Annotated in this window: 15 protein-coding genes; 4 read left to right on the top strand and 11 right to left on the bottom strand. The window is 50.5% G+C overall.

The annotated features are described in order from the left end of the window. From ICL55_RS27865 to ICL55_RS27900, 8 genes are all read right to left on the bottom strand, one after another. Complete coding sequence (locus ICL55_RS27865; protein ID WP_188103805.1) at positions 1-1,857, bottom strand: beta-N-acetylhexosaminidase; 1,857 nt, start codon at positions 1,855-1,857, stop codon at positions 1-3. 26 nt (positions 1,858-1,883) lie between these two features. Then, positions 1,884-2,915, bottom strand: coding sequence for a DUF6528 family protein (locus tag ICL55_RS27870; protein WP_188103807.1), 1,032 nt, complete (start codon positions 2,913-2,915; stop codon positions 1,884-1,886). A 4-nt stretch (positions 2,916-2,919) separates the two neighbouring features. Then, on the bottom strand, positions 2,920-4,026 hold the full coding sequence (locus tag ICL55_RS27875; protein ID WP_188103810.1) for a DUF6528 family protein: 1,107 nt from the start codon (positions 4,024-4,026) through the stop codon (positions 2,920-2,922). Positions 4,027-4,041: 15 nt separating this feature from the next. After that, on the bottom strand, positions 4,042-5,598 hold the full coding sequence (locus ICL55_RS27880; protein WP_188103812.1) for a RagB/SusD family nutrient uptake outer membrane protein: 1,557 nt from the start codon (positions 5,596-5,598) through the stop codon (positions 4,042-4,044). Positions 5,599-5,611: 13 nt separating this feature from the next. Continuing rightward, entirely contained in the window at positions 5,612-8,971 is a 3,360-nt protein-coding gene (locus tag ICL55_RS27885) for a TonB-dependent receptor (RefSeq protein WP_188103814.1), read from the bottom strand. A 206-nt stretch (positions 8,972-9,177) separates the two neighbouring features. Next, the gene (locus ICL55_RS27890; RefSeq protein ID WP_188103816.1) at positions 9,178-10,338 is read right to left on the bottom strand and encodes a FecR domain-containing protein; all 1,161 of its coding nucleotides are present in this window, start codon (positions 10,336-10,338) and stop codon (positions 9,178-9,180) included. A gap of 70 nt (positions 10,339-10,408) precedes the next feature. Continuing rightward, a complete protein-coding gene (locus ICL55_RS27895; RefSeq protein WP_188103818.1) occupies positions 10,409-10,990 on the bottom strand; it encodes an RNA polymerase sigma-70 factor in 582 nt (193 codons plus the stop codon). Positions 10,991-11,150: 160 nt separating this feature from the next. Further along, entirely contained in the window at positions 11,151-11,732 is a 582-nt protein-coding gene (locus tag ICL55_RS27900) for an RNA polymerase sigma-70 factor (RefSeq protein ID WP_188103819.1), read from the bottom strand. A 493-nt stretch (positions 11,733-12,225) separates the two neighbouring features. Between ICL55_RS27900 and ICL55_RS27905 the strand changes: the two genes are divergently transcribed. Next, the gene (locus ICL55_RS27905) at positions 12,226-12,384 is read left to right on the top strand and encodes a class I lanthipeptide (RefSeq protein ID WP_188103821.1); all 159 of its coding nucleotides are present in this window, start codon (positions 12,226-12,228) and stop codon (positions 12,382-12,384) included. A gap of 258 nt (positions 12,385-12,642) precedes the next feature. On the opposite strand, the gene ppsA is transcribed toward ICL55_RS27905, so the two are convergent. Next, positions 12,643-15,246: a phosphoenolpyruvate synthase gene (gene ppsA / locus ICL55_RS27910; RefSeq protein ID WP_188103823.1), complete on the bottom strand. Its 2,604-nt coding sequence runs from the start codon at positions 15,244-15,246 to the stop codon at positions 12,643-12,645. Between the two features lie 3 nt (positions 15,247-15,249). Beyond that, positions 15,250-15,705 carry a MarR family winged helix-turn-helix transcriptional regulator gene (locus ICL55_RS27915; RefSeq protein WP_188103826.1) on the bottom strand — a complete coding sequence of 152 codons (456 nt, stop codon included), beginning with the start codon at positions 15,703-15,705 and terminating at the stop codon, positions 15,250-15,252. Positions 15,706-16,158: 453 nt separating this feature from the next. On the opposite strand from ICL55_RS27915, the gene ICL55_RS27920 reads away from it, so the two are divergent. From ICL55_RS27920 to ICL55_RS27930, 3 genes are all read left to right on the top strand, one after another. Continuing rightward, entirely contained in the window at positions 16,159-16,575 is a 417-nt protein-coding gene (locus ICL55_RS27920) for an immunity 70 family protein (RefSeq protein ID WP_188103829.1), read from the top strand. Between the two features lie 66 nt (positions 16,576-16,641). Beyond that, entirely contained in the window at positions 16,642-17,430 is a 789-nt protein-coding gene (locus ICL55_RS27925) for a hypothetical protein (protein ID WP_188103831.1), read from the top strand. A gap of 76 nt (positions 17,431-17,506) precedes the next feature. Next, complete coding sequence (locus ICL55_RS27930; protein WP_188103834.1) at positions 17,507-18,109, top strand: RNA polymerase sigma-70 factor; 603 nt, start codon at positions 17,507-17,509, stop codon at positions 18,107-18,109. Positions 18,110-18,126: 17 nt separating this feature from the next. On the opposite strand, the gene ICL55_RS27935 is transcribed toward ICL55_RS27930, so the two are convergent. Next, positions 18,127-18,771, bottom strand: coding sequence for a dihydrofolate reductase family protein (locus tag ICL55_RS27935; RefSeq protein WP_188103837.1), 645 nt, complete (start codon positions 18,769-18,771; stop codon positions 18,127-18,129). Positions 18,772-18,813 lie beyond the last annotated feature (42 nt).

The raw sequence follows: 18,813 nt of genomic DNA on the forward strand, positions 1-18,813 counted from the left end.
CTAATGTTCGTTTTTAGGTTTGTCACTATTGTCCAGTACAGTACGCGTGATGATACTTCTGCGGCCCGCCGGCGTGATCACGATGGTTTTGAGCATGATCGTTTTCCCTTTTGGAACGGTGATGGTCACCGGCCTGGTGTATAGATGGTCATAGTCTCCGGGAGGCCGGTTGTTGAGCGTATAATAGATGCGGGCGTTCGGTACCGGCGACGACGTTACTTCAAACCGGAAAGTATCCGTGTTGATAGTAGTGTCAACGTAGTCATGCACTGGCGGCACGCGGTAGTTCATACCTGCTTTTTCAAAACGCTGCAGCTGCATCGGCAGCGCGAAACGGGCGAAGCGCTGGTAGTCCTTGTTCGTGGGAGAAGTCCATCCTGTTTCTGCCAGTGCCAGCATACGTGGCAGCAGCATGTATTGCAGTTTGGAGATATCGGGAATATGCTCTGTCCATAGGCAGGCTTCCACGCCCATGATGTGTTGGCGCGCTGGAGCCGAAAGCGCCGGATATTCCGGGTTGTATTGATAAGCTTTCCAGGCGGGCGCATCTCCACCATGACTGGAAGGTTCCTGCTCGGAGGTGCTCTGGGCATAGTCAAAATAAAGCCCGTTGCCGCCCGGCGCCAGTATGATGTTCAGGCCTTTTTTGATTTGTTCAACAGCGCTCTTTTCTCCGAACCGGTTCATCACCACTATGTCTTCTTTGATATCTCCTTCCGCGATCTCATCCCATGCGATCATTTTTTTGTTTTTCGACTGAATGATTTTATTAAGCCGGGAGATAAAATAGCCCTGTAAGGCGTGCGTGTTGGGGATATGGTGTTGCTGCATAAACTGCTGTACGCTGTTGTCCTTCTCCCAGAAAGCTTTATAACATTCGTCGCCACCGATATGGATATACGGGTAGGGAAACAAGGCGGCCACCTCACCGAATACTTTGTCCAGAAACTGATAGACTTTTTCATCGATGGGGTTCAGGGAGTTGTCTACATACATTTCAAAACCACCGCTGGGAAACCATTTAGCGAAGCTACTACCGGGATTGACGTTGATATCCGGATTGCGCGTTACGCACAGCCACGGATACGAGGCGATGGCGGCCATGGAGTGCCCGGGTACATCTATCTCTGGTAGTATTTCGATGTGCCTGGCGGCTGCATAACGAATCACTTCCTTTACTTCCTCCTGTGTGTAGAAACCGCCATCCGTGGCTTTTTCGCCGGGTTGTGGCGGCAGCGTGTTGCCGCTGAAATCTATACGGGGAACCCGCCAGGCGCCTACACGCGTCAGTTCAGGGAAACTTTTTATTTCGAGCCGCCAGCCCTGATCATCTGTCAGGTGCCAGTGAAAGCGGTTCAGTTTGTAGTAAGCCATCAGGTCTAGCAAATCTTTGATCTGGCTGACAGTGAAAAAATGCCGGGACACATCCAGCATCAGGCCGCGGTAACCGAAGCGGGGAGCGTCTTCTATGCTAACACATGGGATAGTGGCGGTGCCGGCTGTTGGCGACGGAAGGAGTTGCAATAAGGTTTGCATGCCGTAGAACAGACCTGCGTCACGGCCGACGAGCGTGATGCTGTCTGGTGTTACCTGTAGGCGGTAGCCTTCCCGGGGCAAAGCGGTAGCGCCGCGGTCGGTGATGATCAGTGCCGGCGTTTTGGTAGCGTCGGTAATGACTTTATTTTTGAATGGTAGCTGGCCAGTGAGTAGCGCTATGGCGCGTTTGTCCTGTACATCCGCCCGGATAACGGTGTGTGCGCTGAAAGTAAAACTGCCGGCACCTTCTTTTACCGATTGCGGCATGGGTATCAGCGACTGCGCCTTGCCGTTGATGATGCCGCTACAGAGAACGATCAAACAACACGAATATATCTTCCCGTACATTATTGATAATTGTCGTAAACGATTTTTATTTTATAAAAGCAGGCACCGTTCACGGTCCTGGTCCCTTGCCATTGCCCGCCGGCGGTATAGAAGTCGATGGTGCTGGTAGACCAGTCGTTGAGTGAACAGCTGATCTGCGGCCGCGGGTTTCTATTGGCGTCCGGTCTTACCAGTACAATCTGTCCGCTGGGTTGGTTGCCTATGCCTTTCACAAAAGTGAGATTGTTGGTAGGCGCCATGGTTAAGGCTTTGGTAGTTTTGTTGAATACATATTCGCCGCCGTTGGTGGTTACCCACAACAGGTTTTTATTACCATAGCAGGCGCTTACTTCATGTCCCCAGGCGGTGGGCAGTGTAACGCGGTATTGTTTTAACTCTGTTAATTCCGGCTGGGCATCGGTGCCACCCACTGCCAGTGCCGTGAGGATATGGGCGTTATTGGATACGTCCTGCCCCGTTACCCACAGGGCATTGATTTCGGGGTCCCACAGTACGGCATGTGCTGCGCCGAGCGTAAACTCCGTATAGGTGGCGTTGTTAGCCCCCTGTGAAGCGGCATATACCCGGACCCAGTTACCATCGGAGGCGGCGAGCGCGATATTGCCGTTGGGCAGCAGTTCTGCCGAATGGAGATTGCCGCCGATCACTTTCGACCATACCCGTTGTCCGGCAGGATAGGTGATGATAGCAGCCATGTTATTGTCGGCGATGACGGCCGTTCCTTTCCGGAGTTTGAAATCGGTGCCGCCGCCAAAACGATTGATTTCATCGGCGCTGAAACCCAGCGTGGTCGTGGGCGACCAGCTCCATTTTTTAGCATCGGCCGTGTTCCAGTCGGTGACGTTGGGATCATAGATTTCCAGCTTTTTGTTGGAGCCATTGGTGAGCGCCAGCGGAAGGCCGGGATAAGGCTCGGGTTTTTGCACGGCCGGTGGGTTAACAGGAGGCGCTGTGGCCCCCTGTTTTTTACTGCAGGCCAACTGAAAGATGATCAGTGCAGCTGCGGTGATGGTCAATATGATTCTCTTCATGATATCAGTAGTAGTTAGGATCGAAAGTCTTCGCTTTGTAGATGGCGGCGCCGCTTACGGTGCGGGAACCGGTCGCATTGCCATTGGTAGCATTGTAGAAATTAACAACGGAAGTGCACCATGCGTTAAGGGTACAGCCACTGCTGGGGCGTGTTTCGACCAGTGTGTTTTGGCCGGGCTGACTGCTGATGCCTTTTACGAAAGTCTGCTGTGCCGCGCCGGGTACGTCGCTGAAAGTTTCGGTGGATATATGAAAAATATAGGTGCCACCGTTAGTGGAAAACAGTAACTGGTCGGGGTTGTTCACATCGGCGGAGAGGTCATGGCCCCATGGTGTGGTGAATCCGGTATAAGATTTTAGCAGCTCCAGTTTGGGATTGGTAATGGTGCCGCCGCTTTTAGGAGTGTTATAACCATATTTCCTCAACTCATTGCCCAGCGCCCACAGCACCTGACGGGTTTTGTCCCAGAGTACGGCGTGTGCGGAAGGAAAATAGTATTGTGTGTTAGCGCCGTGGTTCGGTACCGGCTGCGAAGAAGAATAGATACGTATCCATCCCTGTGGCCATTCTTTGCCGGCGCTGGCCACTACGCAGTTGCCATCAGGCAATATCTCCATCGCGTGCAGCGCGGTGGTGTCGTTGAAGCCCATTACCCAAAGTTTCTGTCCACGTGTGCCCGTGCCCGTATAACGGGCAATAGTGGCCAGTCTGCCTGAGGTGGCAGTGATGACCTGTGCCGTGTTGGCGAACACGGTACTGTTCCGCACCTTGATGTCGGTAGGTGAGTCCCAGAGGGGGATCTCACTGGTAGCATTATACGACAGGGTGGTAGTGGGCATCCACGACCATTTGGCCGTGGTCCAGGAAGCATCCGCGGGGTCATACACTTCAATTTTTTTGGTGGCCTGATTGGTAATGGCTACCCAGCAGCAGGTAGCTTCGGTCTGTGCCTGCGGGCCATCTGCGGCGGCTGTTTTTTTGTCTTCGGGTTGTAGCTGTTCCGGCTGCCGTGAACAGGAGAGGGTGCATAAAACCAATACCAACACTGTCCAATGAACACAGGCAGACCGAAGGCAGGGATTTCCTGCCTTCTTCATCATGTTTTTCATGTGTGTAACTTTTAGTTAGTAACCAGGGTTTTGTGTGAGTTTATCATTCAGCAGCATTTCTGCATTAGGTATGGGAAACAACAGCCGCATTTGTACGACGTTGTAACTACCCGGTTGCAGATAGCTGTAAAGCACTTTTTGTTTCGCGCCAAAGGCATTCATAACGGTGATGGCATTACCGGTACGCACCAGATCGAGCCAGCGTTTGTTTTCAAAGGCCAGCTCCACTCTTCTTTCTTTCAGCAGAACAGCCTGTAAGGCGGTCTGGTCTGTGGTGGTGATATTGTGCAGGGCATCGCCGAAGGCGCGTTGTCTGACCATATTCAGGTATGTCAGCGCTTCGCCGGATTTGCCTTGCTGGTTCAGGCTTTCGGCCAGGAGCAGTAAGGTTTCTGCATAACGGTAAACGGGCCAGTTGTCGTTGGTTTGGTTGCCGATGGTATGTGCATGCAGGAATTTTTTCGGAAAAGGACGTCCTGTTTTGCCGGCAGGTGGCGTATAGTTGACGGACGATTTGACAGCGGTGGCTGTGAAATCATCGGTGGCGTTGAAGTTACCTTCTGCGATGGCGATGGAAGCATCGAGGCGCTGGTCGCCTGTTTCAAAAGCGCTGATCAGGTCCTGCGTGGGCGTATTGAAGCCGCCGGTATTGGTGATGCTGTTGTAGTTGACGCCGGTCACCACGGTGGTATTGGCCATGCGCGGCAGGAAATTATACACAGAAGCATCGGTATTGGCCTGTGGCACAGCCAGACCGGTGTTGAACTGTATCTCGAAGATGGATTCCTTACCGTTTTTGTTGGCTAACTGAAACGCATCACCGTAATTCTGAAACAGGGAATACCCCATGGCGGTGACTTGTTTCAACGCAGCTTCTGCCTGATCGTACTTTTTCATGTTCAGGTACACGTCCCCCAGTAAGGTGAGGGCTGCGCCTTTGGTAGCGCGACCGGTCTGCGGAAACGTGGTAGCCGGAAGTTTCGCGGCAGCATCGGTGGCATCGGCAACGATCAGGTCATATACTTCCTGTACGGAAGCACGCGGAATGTAGGTCTCTTCACGGCTGAGCGGTGCTCGCTTGTAAATAGGCAGCCCGCCGTAAAAACGTACCAGATCAAAATAGGCGAGTGCGCGGATAAACTTCACCTGCCCGATGATAGCATTGCGGGCCGTTTCGGACAACTGAATATCATCGATATGGTCCATGATCACATTCACCGCAGAGATAGCGTTGAAGCCCGCATTCCATTTCCCCGGCGTCTGGTTGTTGTATTTATCATCCAGAAAATCAGCGACATTGTAGCGGTTCACGGTGGCCACTGCCTGATCGGAGGATTTGTAATCGTAATGGGTATTGTCTGATCGCATTTCACCCATTACCCACGCGCTCTTATTGTTATAAAGACCACGCAGCTGGTTATAGGCACCGTTGACAGCGAGATCAAAATCATTCTGATTTTTGAAATAACTTCCCAGCGTAGTCCTGGTGGGATCATTTTCGGTAAGGAACTTTTTACAGGAGGTGGCTGCCAGGCTTAGCGAGATGAATATATAACAGGAGATCTTTTTCATGTTGTACTGATTTTTAAAGGCCAAGGTTGAAACCGAAGGTGAAGGTCCGTTGCAGTGGGTAAGCCCCGAGGTCCTGCCCCTGTTGTGTTACAAATGCCAGTCCACCGGCGCTTACTTCCGGATTGCCGGGATAGCTGGTGAAGATGTACACGTTTTGTGCGGAGGCGTATACCCTTAAGCTTTTGATAACAGGTGTCCTGAATTTTGTCAGCGTATATCCCAGCGAGATATTGTTGATGGTGAGATGCGACGCATCGTGGATAAACAGGGTGTTATCGGTACGATAGGCGGCGGTGGTGTTGGCTAAAGTGCGTGCCACACGGCCGTTTCCGGGATTGTCTTCAGAGCGCCAGCGGTCGAGCAGTTCCGGTGGACCATTGAACACTCCGTCCAGGTTGTAGGTGCTTTCCTGCATACCGTTTTTCAACTTGTTGCCGTAGGTACCGGAGATGGCAATACTCATATCGAAGTGCTGGTACTGGAACGAGTTGGTCAAGCCAAAAATGAATTGGGGATTAGGATCACCAATCACGGTCTGGTCTTCCGGGAAAGTGATTTTACCATCACCGTTTAAGTCTTTGAACCGCACGGTACCAGCCTGAGAGAGCGTGGTGGTGCCTGTTCCGTAATATTTAGGTCCGGCGTCGGCTTCTGCCTGATTTTTAAAGATGCCGTCAAAGATGTAACCGTAGAACTGTCCCACAGGTTTGCCTACCAGTGTGCGATAGTCGGTAAACTCTGACAACGTGGTCGTAGGTTTATCCGCGAAAGAAATGTTGTTCAGGCCGATCCGTTTAACCATATTTCTGTTGAAAGAGATATTGAAGTCGGTGTTCCATTTAAATTTACCCACGAGGTTTTTCGTGCTGACGATGATCTCATGTCCCCATTGACTGATATCGCCGAGGTTGTCCTGCACCGTGGAAAATCCGGATGATTGCGGAACCGGCAGGGTGAACAACAGCCCTGCTGTCAGCTTATTGTAATAGTCGTAAGACAAATTGATTCTACCATCCAGTAATCCGATATCGATGCCGGCATCGAACTGGCGGTTACGTTCCCAGGAGAGGTTTTGGTTACCCAGGCTGCTTTGCACTTTTCCCGGAGCGAGGTTCCCGGAAAAGGTATAATTAGCGTTATCGATACGGGCAGCAGTCGTATAGTTATCGATTTCATTCATGCCTGTCAAACCGAAGGTGGCCCTTACTTTCAGGAGGCTCAGCTGAGGTAAGTTTTTCATGAATGGTTCATCACTGACTATCCAGCCTGCGCCTACGGAAGGGAAAGTGCCCCATTTGTTCTGGTCGCCGAAGCGGGAGGAGCCGTCTCTTCTGAAGGTGGCCTGTAGCATGTAGCGGTCTTTGTAGCTATAGTTCAGGCGGCCGAGCCAGGACATCATCGTCCAGGCGGCGGCGCCGGACGTGTTGGTGGTGAAGCGGGTAGCGGCGCTCAGGTAAGGTATGCTGTTGTCCGGATAGTCGCGGCCCACTACATCGCTGAGAAATCTGGTGGACCGTTGTACGGTGAAACCGCCCAGCAGGTTCAGGGAGTGGTCTTTGCCAAACTGTTGTTGATAGTTCAGCGTGTTTTCGTTTAGCCAGGAATAGTCGTTTTGAACAGCGGTTTCGCCCAGTGCGGAGTTGTTGCCCGGCGGCGCATTTTCAATCGGTAGCGCGTTGAAGCCGCCCATAGAAGTGGAGGGGATGAACCTGTTGCGGGTCATGCTGGCGATATCGGTGCTGCCGGAGGTGCGGAAGGTGAGGTTATCTGTGAGTTTTACTTCCGTGAAGATGTTGGCAAGTAAACGTAAGCGGTTTGCATCGTCTTTCACTTCCAGGAGTTGCCGCAGCGGGTTGGCCCATACAAACTGGTTGGTAAAGCCGGAGATGCCCAGCGCCAGTGAGCCATCGGGGTTATAGGGAGAACCCATGGTGGGCATCATGGAGGCCGATGCAAAAATGGCCCGTTGCCCGTCGATGTTGAAGCCGTTGCCTTGTCGGTTGTTATGTTCCAGTTGCACCGAGGGTGCTACGCCCACGCCGATTTTGACCCTTTTTCCCGGGTTGAAATCGCCATTCACGCGCAGGGAGAAACGCCTGTAGCCGGTGTTGAGCAAAATGCCCTGCTGATTAAAATAGCCACCTACTACGCTGACAGCGGCTTTGTCGTTGCCGGCGCTGACAGACAGGCTGTAGTTTTGTACCGGTGCATTTCTGGTGAGCACGCTGAACCAGTCGGTACCTTCGCCATACTGTTCCGGATTTTGATATACCGCGGGGATACCGCCGGTATAGCCTTCGTACTTGATTTTATCTTCATAAAAACCTTTCATGTAGGTGGCCAGCTGGGTGGCATTCATGACAGGTGGTATCAGTTCGCGCATCAGAGAGGCGGTGCCGTAGTAGGAATTAAAATTGATTTGTGTGGCGCCGGCCTTGCCTCTTTTGGTGGTGATCATGATCACGCCGTTGGCCGCACGGGAGCCATACAACGCCGTAGAGGAGGCGTCTTTCAATACGGTGAAAGATTCGATTTCATCCGGGTTGATATTATTGATATTGTCAGGATCGCCCAGCATCGGCTGGCCATCCACTACTACCAGCGGACGTACGTTGGAAGTGAGGGAGGCGGCGCCGCGGATACGAAGGTCCATTCCCTGTCCCGGCCGGCCGGTGGTTTGCGCTACCTGTGCGCCAGGCAGTTTGCCCTGTAATCTTTCCGCGAAAGTGCCGGTGGGCTGGTCTTTGATATCGACGGCCGACAGTTTGGCTACAGACCCTACTATTTCGCGGGTACTTTGTTTACCGTAAGCTACCACTACCTCGTTTAGCTGTGAGGAGGTTTGTTCCAGTTGCACATTGATAATAGTCTGCCCATTGATAGCCACTTCTTTGGGAGTATAGCCCATGTAGTTGAATAATAACACCCCGCCTGCATCAGGCACAGCGACTGTATAAGAACCATCAGCCATGGTGGTGGTACCGGTTTGCGTGCCTTTAAGCCTGACGGCGACGCCGGGCAAGGGATGGTTGTCCACATCTGTCACGCGACCTTTGATGGTAATGGCAACGGCGGTTGTTTCTTTTCGTGTGATGACAATCGTGTTCTGATGAATGGTCCAGGTAAAGGGCTGATTAACGAAGCATTGTTTCAATACCTCTTCTACGCTGGCATTGGAGGCTTGTATTGCTACCAGTTGAGCGTCATTCAGGATTTCAACGTTCCACAGTACGTTGTAGGTGGTTTGCTTGCGAATCTGACGGAATACATCGCGGAGCGTGATCTGTTTGGCGGATAACGTCACCTTCTGGGCATAGCTGGTGGCGCTGACTTCCATTAACGCTGCGATCATTAAAACGATGGTCAGTTTCATTATCAACAGGATTTTTTTGTACGTGATACCGGCTCTGTCAGGGCACACGACAGGTATGTAAAATTTCATTACATTTGGATGTTTGGGTTTAGTAAAAACTGTGACGGCAATAGCGAATAACTTGTTTTTCACAGGTAAGCTCAAACCGGCCGGGGGTGCGGGAACACTCCCGGTTTTTTTATAGCTGCCTGTGTAATGCAGGTGTTTTATGGCATAACGGTGATCCTCCTTCCATTGGTTTTAAAGTGAACAGTACCGGTTAATTCCAGCATATTTAATACTTCAGAAACATTTTTTGAACGGGACAAACTGCCACCAATCGCTTTCCGGGAAACATCGCCCTGGTAGCTGATTTCCACATCGTACCAGCGACTGATCTGTCGCATGATGCTTTCTATTTTTTCATTGTCGAAGATGAAGTACCCGTTTTTCCAGGCCGTGGCAGATTCTGTATCGGCGCCGGCGGTGAGCAGTTTACCGGTGGTTTTGTTTAAGGTAACTTCCCTGCCGGGCGCCAGTAGGGCGTTGGACGGGCCGTAATCTACTTTCACCGCGCCTTCCAGTAGTGTCACGGTATTTTGTTGCTCGTCAGGGTAAGCGTTGATATTAAAATGTGTGCCCAATACCCTTACTGTCATCGGAGTGGCGGAACCGGTGCTGGTCGTTACGAGGAAAGGTCTGGATTTATCTTTGGCCACCTCGAAATAAGCTTCACCGGTGAGCGCCACGTTTCTTTCATTGCCAGAGAAAGAGACGGGGAAACGCAGGGAGGAGCCGGCGTTGAGCCATACTTTGGTGCCGTCCTGCAAAGTGATCTGGTACTGGCCGCCATAGGGGGTGGTAAGCGTGTTGTAAACAACTGCGGAAGCGCCGTTGTCTGTTACCTGATAGGAGAGTTGGCCGCTATCGGTTTTATTAACGGAGGTGTTGCCCTGGTGGGAGATGACGCCGCTTTTCGCTTCTTCCAGTACTAGTTTATCGCCGTTGTCCAGGGTTAGTATCGCCTTGTTACCGCCGGGACGGATGTCTGTAAGTGCCAATGCCGCATTGGCCGGTTGTGCTGGTGGACCTAACTGCATAAAGTAATAGTATCCGGCGAAGCCAAGGAGCAGCAGCACCGAGGCGGCGGCCGACAGGTACATCCATCGCCTGTTACGGGCTGGTGGCACTTCCGGTATGTTGATTTGCCGGCTCAGGCGCGTAAGCATGCGCTGACGTACCTGTTCTTCTTCATCCTCATTTTCCGACAGCCATTCGATATCCGTTTGATTGTGCTCCTGGTACCAGGCCATGAGTATGGCCTCTTCTGCCGGCGTAATGCTGCCGTCCAGGTATTTTTCAATGAGTTGATGTATGTTGTCCTTCAACGTATAAGGTTTATCGTTATACAGAGATGTACCATAAATATTGTTTTACCCTTAGTGGAGAAATATTTTTTTAGGAAATAAACAGCGGGAGGAGCAGTGGTATCCACAGGCAGTGACGATTCAGTTTGAGCTTCAGTACTTTTAAGGCTTTGGTGAGATGAGCTTCTGCCGTTTTGCCGGCGATGCCCATCTGGTGCGCTATCTCCGGGATGCTCAGTCCTTCCGTTCTGCTGAGCCGGAACACAAGCCGGCATTGTGTGGGCAGCGTTTCTACGATACCATTAATTTGTTGTTGCAGCAGTCTGGTATAAATTTTTTCTTCTTCCTGAGAAGACGCTGCCGGGGCGGCCGTCTGCTCCATAATCTGTGTTCTTCGCTTTTGCCGCAATATGTGTTTAAAGACGGATAGCCTGACGGCAGTGGCCAGGTAGGCTTCCAGGCTGTCAATATGTTGATCTTTACGCCTGTTCCAGAGACTGATAAATACCTCCTGTACAATTTCTTCTGCAATAACCTTGTCTTTGCAATGATGGAAGGCAATGGCGAGCAATGTCTTCCAGTAGCGGTTGTAAATGTCGGCAAAGGCGCGGCCGTTGTCCCCGCGCAGGGACATCATCATATCAGCATCGGATGGTGGCCGGTGTTCTTTCATGTGACAGGCTGGTCTCCTCCACCAGACTTATTTGCATAGATACACGGCACTTTCCTGCGGCAGGCAGAAACGTTGTTGTTCATAACATGGGTGGATGGTTACAAAGGTATGTACCATAAGGGGGGCCGCTACCCTTAGTGGAGGCAAAAAAAATTAGGATTTACGGCAGGAAGGCTTTGAGGAGGAGCTGCGCCCAGATATAGGGGCGGTTCAGCCTGAGTTTGAGTACTTTCAGGGCTTTGGTAAGGTGTGCTTCCGCTGTTTTCTCTGCAATGCCCATCCGGTGGGCTACTTCGGGAATGGTCAGCCCTTCTTCTCTGCTGAGTTTAAATACGAGGCGGCATTTTTCCGGCAGCACTTCTACCACGCCGTTGATCTGTTGTTGGAGAAACCGGGTGTAGATCTGTTCTTCGTCGAAGGAAGCGGTATCCGGAACGGCCACCTGTTCTCTGATTTCATCCCTTCGTTTTTGCCGCACCTGTTGTTTGAAAACGGATAATTTTACAGCGGTGGCCAGGTAGGCGTTTACGTTATCGATATACAGTTCATTTCTTCTGTTCCACAGACTGATAAATACTTCCTGTACAATTTCTTCCGCAATGATTTTATCCCGGCTGTGCAGGTAAGCGATGGCCAGCAATCGTTTCCAGTAACGGTGGTAGATTTCGGTAAAAGCGCTGCTGTTGCCCTCTCGCAAGGACATTATCAGGTCAGCATCAGTGGGTGGCTCGTACCGGGTCATGTGATTTGTGTGGTACGCAACATTATAAAAATAAATTCAGATTTTATATCAGGACAGGAAAAGATAATAATAAGGAAACAGCATATCGGAAAGTAAATTTGACAAGTTGATTTGTTTGATAATTTTTTGTATTTTAGATAAATGGAACATTGATCAGATTAACCCGTGTCTTATGTTTGTTGTTATTAGTTATACCCGAACGTCACTATCGCCTGCTAACGCTATTCTTCTCCCGGAGTGGTAACCACGTTTTCCCACAGGCATATCTAACATATTTTGAAAAATGATGTGTTAATAACCGCATTTTTCCCAGGGCTAAAGCCTTGGGCTACGATGTTTTTCAGGCTGTTTTAGCGTGTTAGTCCACGAAAGCGCGCAGCATCGAAGGTATCATTAACACATCGTTTCAAACGTTTATGGTGCTGAACAACCCGCCCATGGCCGTGTCATTTTGACTAAAGACAGGGAGGATTTACTATTAAATGTTATGAAAATGAAAACGAAAAAACCCTCATTGACCAAAAAACTGATGATCAACAAATCCACTATCGTTGCGCTGACAGATCAGAAAGATCAGTTAAACGGACGTATTTCCTATCACACCTTCATCAATTGCGATGATGAAGCCCGCAGGAAAGGTCAGTTCTGCTAAGCATGATTTTTAATTGATGCCGGAGGCGTTGTTGTTATTCGTTTTCCGGCCCCCGGGGTTAAAACCCTGGGCTACGATGTGTTTCAGGTTATTTATGAGTTAGATTCACACAAGAGGCATTGATAGCAGTAAAGCTATTGATATAGCTGTGTTCTCAAGCCCCAGGCAAAGGGAGAGTTAACCTTCCTTCATGAGTTTAAGCACAAAGATGGTCTGAAACACGTTGTAGCCCAGGGCTTTAGCCCTGGGTTTATGGGATCATAATATCTCCACATATCCATCGGTTCCGTTCACCCGTATCCGTTGGCCGTCTTTGATAAGCTGTGTAGCATGTTCCATGGCTACTACAGCAGGAAGGCCATATTCCCGGGCGATCACGGCGCCATGCGTCATCAGGCCACCTACTTCTGTCACCAGTCCTTTGATGGATACGAACAACGGTGTCCAGCTGGGATCGGTGTAGGCGGTGACCAGGATGTCGCCTTCTTCCAGATTGGCATCGGCCATGTTCAGTATTACGCGGGCGCGTCCTTCAATAATACCGGCGGAAACGGGCATCCCGACGATAGCGCCCGTCGGGAGGTGATCTCGTTTGTAACGGCCGTTGATGATTTCGCCTTCAGACGTCATCATCCGCGGAGGCGTCAGCTTTTCGAACCGTTTAAATTCTTCCTTCCGTTGATGGATCATGCCGTTATCCAGCTGCCGGCTGCCTATCACTTCACGGAGTTCCTGGAAAGTAAGATAATAGATATCTTCTTTTTCCTGAATAACGTTGGCCTGTACCAGTTGTTCCGCTTCTTTCAGCAATGCCTGTTTATAGATCAGGTAACAGCTCACCAGCGCGTATTTGGGATACTCGCGGTAACCCAGGAAATTCCGCATCATGCTGATCTTTTGTTGCGTTTCGGCGGCCAGCTGTTCTCCGTCGGGCAGTGCCTTTAACCGTTGCAGGAGCTCCTTTTCTTTTTGTAAAGCTTCCTGTTTCCCTTGTTCAAACTTCCGGGTACCCGCGCCCGGTTCAAAGTTGCGGATATTACTGAGAATAAGCGGAACGAGGCTGAGCGGCTTCTCGCTCCAGCGTGTTTTGGTGATATCTATTTCTCCGACGCAGCGCATACCATATTTGCGGAGATAGGCCGCAATGGCTTCCTGCGCAGCAGTTCCGCCTTTCAAAGCAGGGAGTTCTTCGAGGAAATGATCGTTGGTGGTCTGTTGCAGGAAGGCGACCACTTCCGGATAGGGGCGGATCACATCTGCCACGTCCAGCAGCTCCAGCCCCATTTCGGAGGTGACGTTGTTGGGGACGGACTGAGAAAGGGTGCCCGCTACGCCCTTTTCGCCTAGCCATTTTTCAATATTGTCGTTAAGCCATGATAGGGCATCTACGGCTGCCACGATGATCTGCAGGCTTCGTGGTTCAAACAATACCTTTCGGGATTGCTGTATATCTTCCGGAATAAAATCCATTAGCGCCAATCCGGATTTGGTTTGAATGTTTTGTTTTAGCAGTTCAATGGAAGCCTGACTATTCCTGATGAGTTCAGCGGGGATGGCGGGATCGTTTTCCACTGGCGGTTTGCCTTCATTCGTTGGAAGATGGCTGCCGGCTGGCTGTTCCTTTGTTTCCTCTGGCAATGGTTGGATGAAATCCCGCTCCATGATGGTGGTGAGCGCATCTCTGGTCAGTGGATCAGATTTACCGAGTGTGTTCAGGATGGTTTTTTGGCCGGATGGTGTTGCCAGAAAGCGGGAGATGTCGACAAACAGTCTGCCGCCGGCGGGGTACATCTGTGCCTTGGTTACCATCAGGAAAAACGAGAGGCCCAGCGGTTTCATGGCGTCGGTCATCATCTGGTTATGGGCAACAGACGCATATACGTGATTTTCCTGGTCCGGTGCTTCGGGCACCGGATATAAGGTGGTGATAGGTCTGCTCTGTACGATATAAAATGTATCGCCGGCGAGGCACCATTCTATGTCCTGTGGACTGCCGAAGTGGGCTTCAATTTTTCTTCCGAGGTGACTGAGGGCTACGACTTGTTGATCGGTCAGTGAGGGCTGGTCCTGTTGTGCCGGTCCGATAGGCTGGGTGTGTGTACCGCCGTTTTCCGCTGCCACGATGGTGAGGTGCTTGTTGGATATTTTCCGGTCGATGACCTGCCCGTCGCGGACTTTAAAATTATCTGCATTCACCAGCCCGGATACCAGGGCTTCGCCAAGGCCGAAGCTGGCATCGACAGAGAGTACTTTTCTGTTGGAAGTGACCGGATCTGCGGTGAACATAATACCCGATACTTCCGGGAAAATCATTTGTTGCACCACTACCGACAAACTCACCTTGTGATGTTCCACTCCTTGTTGCAAACGATAGGTAGCGGCCCTGTCGGTATACAACGATGCCCAGCATTGGCGGATATGTTGCAGGATGGCGGCTGTACCGGTGATGTTCAGGTAGGTGTCCTGCTGACCTGCAAAGGAGGCGGTAGGCAGATCTTCCGCTGTGGCGCTGGAGCGTACGGCGTAGGCTTTGTTTTCCCCCAGCAGGAGCAGCTGCTGCGAAACAGCCGTGGCGATATCTTCCGGAACAGGTATGCTTTCGATGGTGGCGCGGATTTGCGCGCAGACATCGCTGATGTTTTTCCGGTCATCTGCCTGCAGCAGCGACAGCTGGTCCAGCAGGGCATGCAGCGTGGCGTGGTTGCCGGTGGCGGTATTATAAGCAGCTGTTGTGACACAGAAGCCCGGCGGTACCTGTACGCCCGCTATACGGCATAGCTCCCCGAGATTGGCGCCTTTGCCACCCACCCGGGACACCATCGTCTTATCGATTTCGGGAAAATCAAGTATGTAAGCACACATATATTATTGATTGTTGAGTTTAGTAGTGGTTTCCTGCATGATTTCAATGGCCTGGGAGAAATAGCGTTCGATCACTTTGGCTTCCTTTTCGGTGAAAGAGGCCGTCAGTTTCTCTGATTTACTCCGGAAATCTTTATACAGTGGCTCAAACAACGCCATGATGAGTTTGGTGTTGGGCTCAATGAGCACCTTCCTTCTGTCGCCTTCCGCGAATTTTCGCTTTACCAGATTTTTCTTTTCAAAACGGTCTATCAAACCCGTGATGGCGCCGGTTGTCAGGCCGGTTAAAGCAGCCAGCTCGCCGGCTGTCATCTCGCCCCGTTCCAGCAGAAAGCCGAGGTATTTATGGTCCGTGCCGGAAAGGCCGGCTTTGCGGGCAACGGCTTCATGCATCTGGAGAGAGGTGTATGCATATGCCTGGGTCAGTTTTCTGATCTGTTTAATGAGGTCCTGGTCCATTTTTTTTATCTTATTGGATAAATATATTAGTTGCTAAGATAAATTACCTCGGGACATTATCCAAATAATTTGCGTTAAAAAAAGTCTGACGGTAGCGTACGTTTGTCTGATTGGACGGTTTGGGGGTAACTAACGGACAAGGGGAGGCGCAGGGCACATGGGGAAACCGTATGTTGACAAGATGCCCGCGAATGATGCCCCATTTCCTGCGGATATTAAAAACAGCTGCCGCTTTTCAGCTTCTTTTCTCATTTTTGAAAGCACGGATTTACACATGATAAGATGAGTATTTGCCACCGGCTATATTTTTGACTATTTCCTGGTTTAAAAAAAAATCTACTGTATGATTGTGGAAAAAGCAGGTGGAATCGCATCGTATGTTTGAGGAGAGCGGTAGAAGGGGGAAATTCGAAACAAGAAACACCAGCAGGTAAACGAAGCAAATATTTTTTTATGGCAGTAGGATTATTTACAGCGCCCATTTTCTATGTGATCGGTACAGGAGATTTTTTGCACTCATTTTTCTCAACGATCGTTTATCGGTTGGAGGGCAGTGACTGGGGCAGCAGATTTCCGGTACTGATGAATGAATTGTTTATTGATGGAATATCCCATACACAATGTGAAGCTGCTTTGCAGGAGCTGGCGGTCATTAAAAAGGAATTGGCCGCGTTGTCTACAGACCAGCTGATATGGGATATTGAAGATCTTTCGAAACAACCGCCATGGGGAACGGATATCGCGCCTACCATTACCAGTCTGGCCAATTACTTTGTGACCAGTGATGGTAAGCAGTTGATCACCGTATTTGAAACGGCTTTAAACACTAGCATCAGCACGCAAAGGCCATTGATCATCCGGTCGATGTAGGATTTTAAAAAATGAATCGCCATGATGATGAAACAATTATGCTTTATACTGTTAAGTACAGGCTGTATGGGACAAGCAAAACCACAGGCGCCGGCAGACAGCAGCTGGCTGAAAAAATCATATGATCATGTAGTCCTGATCGAGGATAAATATGTTGCGGAAGCAGCGGGCAATTATCTGGTGGACCTTCCGCTGGTGGAGGCTGCGGATTCCAATTATACCTTTTACCTGGGCGCACACATCCCGGTAACGATGTTTACAGCGACCAGTACTTTTTATCCGGGTATCAGGGAGTTTACGCTGATTGTACCGGACTGGGAATTTTACCACCAGGTAGCGGAAGGCGCCTCCAGCAGGAATATGTGTGCAGAACCTGCTACCACCAACATTTATTATCATATCCGCAGAAATGATACCGCCGTTATAGTAGATAGTGTCCGTGTGCAGGGAGAGCAGCCGGCACTGAAATATATCACGCCCCATGCACCTTCGGATACGCTGGTGGTATACCGGACAGAAAGTTACGGGTCCGCTTGTTGCCCGCCAGATCCGCAATGGAAAAGGACCGCGGAAAACGCTGCCATGATAAAAGATTTTGAGCGGAAACATAAAGTGTCTATCACCGGTACTTATCGCCAGAACTCCGGTAAGGAAGGGGAGCATACCGATTACTATACACTGCCCGGCCTCACCACCAAACAACGATTAGATTTTTTACTGACGAGGCGCTGGCAGTGGATCGTCAATAAGGAAACGAAACAGATCGTGTTCAGGCCTCAGTTTTTCACCCCTACGCTGATACCCGTTGAGAAAGAGGGTTTCAGGGCCATGAGAACAGCCACCAATGGTGAGTGAAAATGAGCCGATAGAAAAACTTAATACTTTGGTAATATTGAAACTATGATTTTTGCATCGGTAATTTATATTTCCGATGGATCACAGACAGGCTTCTGATAGTGAGTTGTGGCAATGTTGTCAGCAGGACGACATGCAGGCGTACAATGAATTGTTTAGCAGATATTATCCCCGCATGTACCGTCTTGCCGGCCGTTATATTGACGATGCCATGAGAGCAGAAGAGCTGTGCATGGATTTGTTATTCCATCTGTGGGTAAAACGTCATGAAATCCATATCAGCAGCAGCTTTTCAGGGTACCTGTTCCGTTCTGTCCGTAACCGTGTCATCAGTGAAATGCGCCGTAACATTCCGGTGATGGCCGGTCTTGATACGATAGCGGAAGAAGTGCCGGTGGAGCGGACCTCTGATTACCGCCTGCTGGCAGATGAAGCCGAACGTACCTACCGCACTGTACTCAACGAATTGAGTCCGCAACGCCGCCAGGTGTTTATGCTTAGCCGGGAAGAGCATCTTACCTACCCCGAAATAGCCCGACGGATGAACCTCTCCGTCAATACGGTGGAAAACTATATGGTGGCGGCTTTGAGCCGTTTGCGGAAAAGACTGAAAGAAAACGTTCCTTCCGCTGTTATCCCGCTGTTACTACTCAGTGATTTTCCTGCCTCGCTTTGGTAACCCGGAAGTGTAAAAGCTTACGCCGGATGATAAGTATGTGCTATCACTCCTCCCGGGAAAACTTTCACATCCACCAGCTTTAGGTCAAGCTCTTTCGACAGGCCATTGAATATCGGCAGCCCGGTGCCCAATGCTATTGGATGTGTAACTAAATGGTATTCGTCGATAAGGCCTGTTTCAATCAGGCTCCGCATAAATCCTGCCCCTCCATGCGCTAAGATCGGGTTCCCCGGTTCTGCTTTGAGCGCTTTGATATTTTCCGCCAGGTCCCCGCTACATACACGCGCTTCGGCCCAGGATACCGCAGCAGGCGACTGTTCAACAGCTGGTACAATTCCGCTGGCTACATCATATTGCCTGGCACTCTCTACAGCCCTGGTGGTACGCGCCGGATCAAAACCTGTAGTTCCTTTTTGGGTAAAGAAGGCTTTGGGGATCTCGTTCATCGGTTTGGCGATAGGCAGGGGCGAAGTGGGCCAGTAAGACGCCATATCATGAAAGCTTTTACTGCCCATGATATGCAGTCCTGCTGATTCACAAAGCGCGATCACCCAGGCCGTTGATGTTTCATCTGCGGATTTGAAGAGCCAGTCGAGCCGGCCATTGCCGGAGGCGACAAAGCCGTCGACGGACATAGACATTTTCATCATTAGTTTTCGCATGATCAAAAGATTTTGTTTTTCAAATGTAAGCCGACGGAACAA

Source organism: Chitinophaga varians (genome assembly GCF_014529945.1).
Lineage (GTDB): Bacteria > Bacteroidota > Bacteroidia > Chitinophagales > Chitinophagaceae > Chitinophaga > Chitinophaga varians.

What these genes read in the sequence shown, in the direction of transcription:
- ICL55_RS27870 (WP_188103807.1), bottom strand. Translation starts at nt 2,915, where the DNA reads ATGAAGAGAATCATATTGACCATCACCGCAGCTGCACTGATCATCTTT.
- ICL55_RS27875 (WP_188103810.1), bottom strand. Translation starts at nt 4,026, where the DNA reads ATGAAAAACATGATGAAGAAGGCAGGAAATCCCTGCCTTCGGTCTGCC.
- ICL55_RS27930 (WP_188103834.1), top strand. Translation starts at nt 17,507, where the DNA reads ATGGATCACAGACAGGCTTCTGATAGTGAGTTGTGGCAATGTTGTCAG.
- ppsA (WP_188103823.1), bottom strand. Translation starts at nt 15,246, where the DNA reads ATGTGTGCTTACATACTTGATTTTCCCGAAATCGATAAGACGATGGTG.
- ICL55_RS27935 (WP_188103837.1), bottom strand. Translation starts at nt 18,771, where the DNA reads ATGCGAAAACTAATGATGAAAATGTCTATGTCCGTCGACGGCTTTGTC.
- ICL55_RS27885 (WP_188103814.1), bottom strand. Translation starts at nt 8,971, where the DNA reads ATGAAACTGACCATCGTTTTAATGATCGCAGCGTTAATGGAAGTCAGC.
- ICL55_RS27905 (WP_188103821.1), top strand. Translation starts at nt 12,226, where the DNA reads ATGAAAACGAAAAAACCCTCATTGACCAAAAAACTGATGATCAACAAA.
- ICL55_RS27900 (WP_188103819.1), bottom strand. Translation starts at nt 11,732, where the DNA reads ATGACCCGGTACGAGCCACCCACTGATGCTGACCTGATAATGTCCTTG.
- ICL55_RS27925 (WP_188103831.1), top strand. Translation starts at nt 16,642, where the DNA reads ATGGGACAAGCAAAACCACAGGCGCCGGCAGACAGCAGCTGGCTGAAA.
- ICL55_RS27880 (WP_188103812.1), bottom strand. Translation starts at nt 5,598, where the DNA reads ATGAAAAAGATCTCCTGTTATATATTCATCTCGCTAAGCCTGGCAGCC.
- ICL55_RS27915 (WP_188103826.1), bottom strand. Translation starts at nt 15,705, where the DNA reads ATGGACCAGGACCTCATTAAACAGATCAGAAAACTGACCCAGGCATAT.
- ICL55_RS27920 (WP_188103829.1), top strand. Translation starts at nt 16,159, where the DNA reads ATGGCAGTAGGATTATTTACAGCGCCCATTTTCTATGTGATCGGTACA.
- ICL55_RS27895 (WP_188103818.1), bottom strand. Translation starts at nt 10,990, where the DNA reads ATGAAAGAACACCGGCCACCATCCGATGCTGATATGATGATGTCCCTG.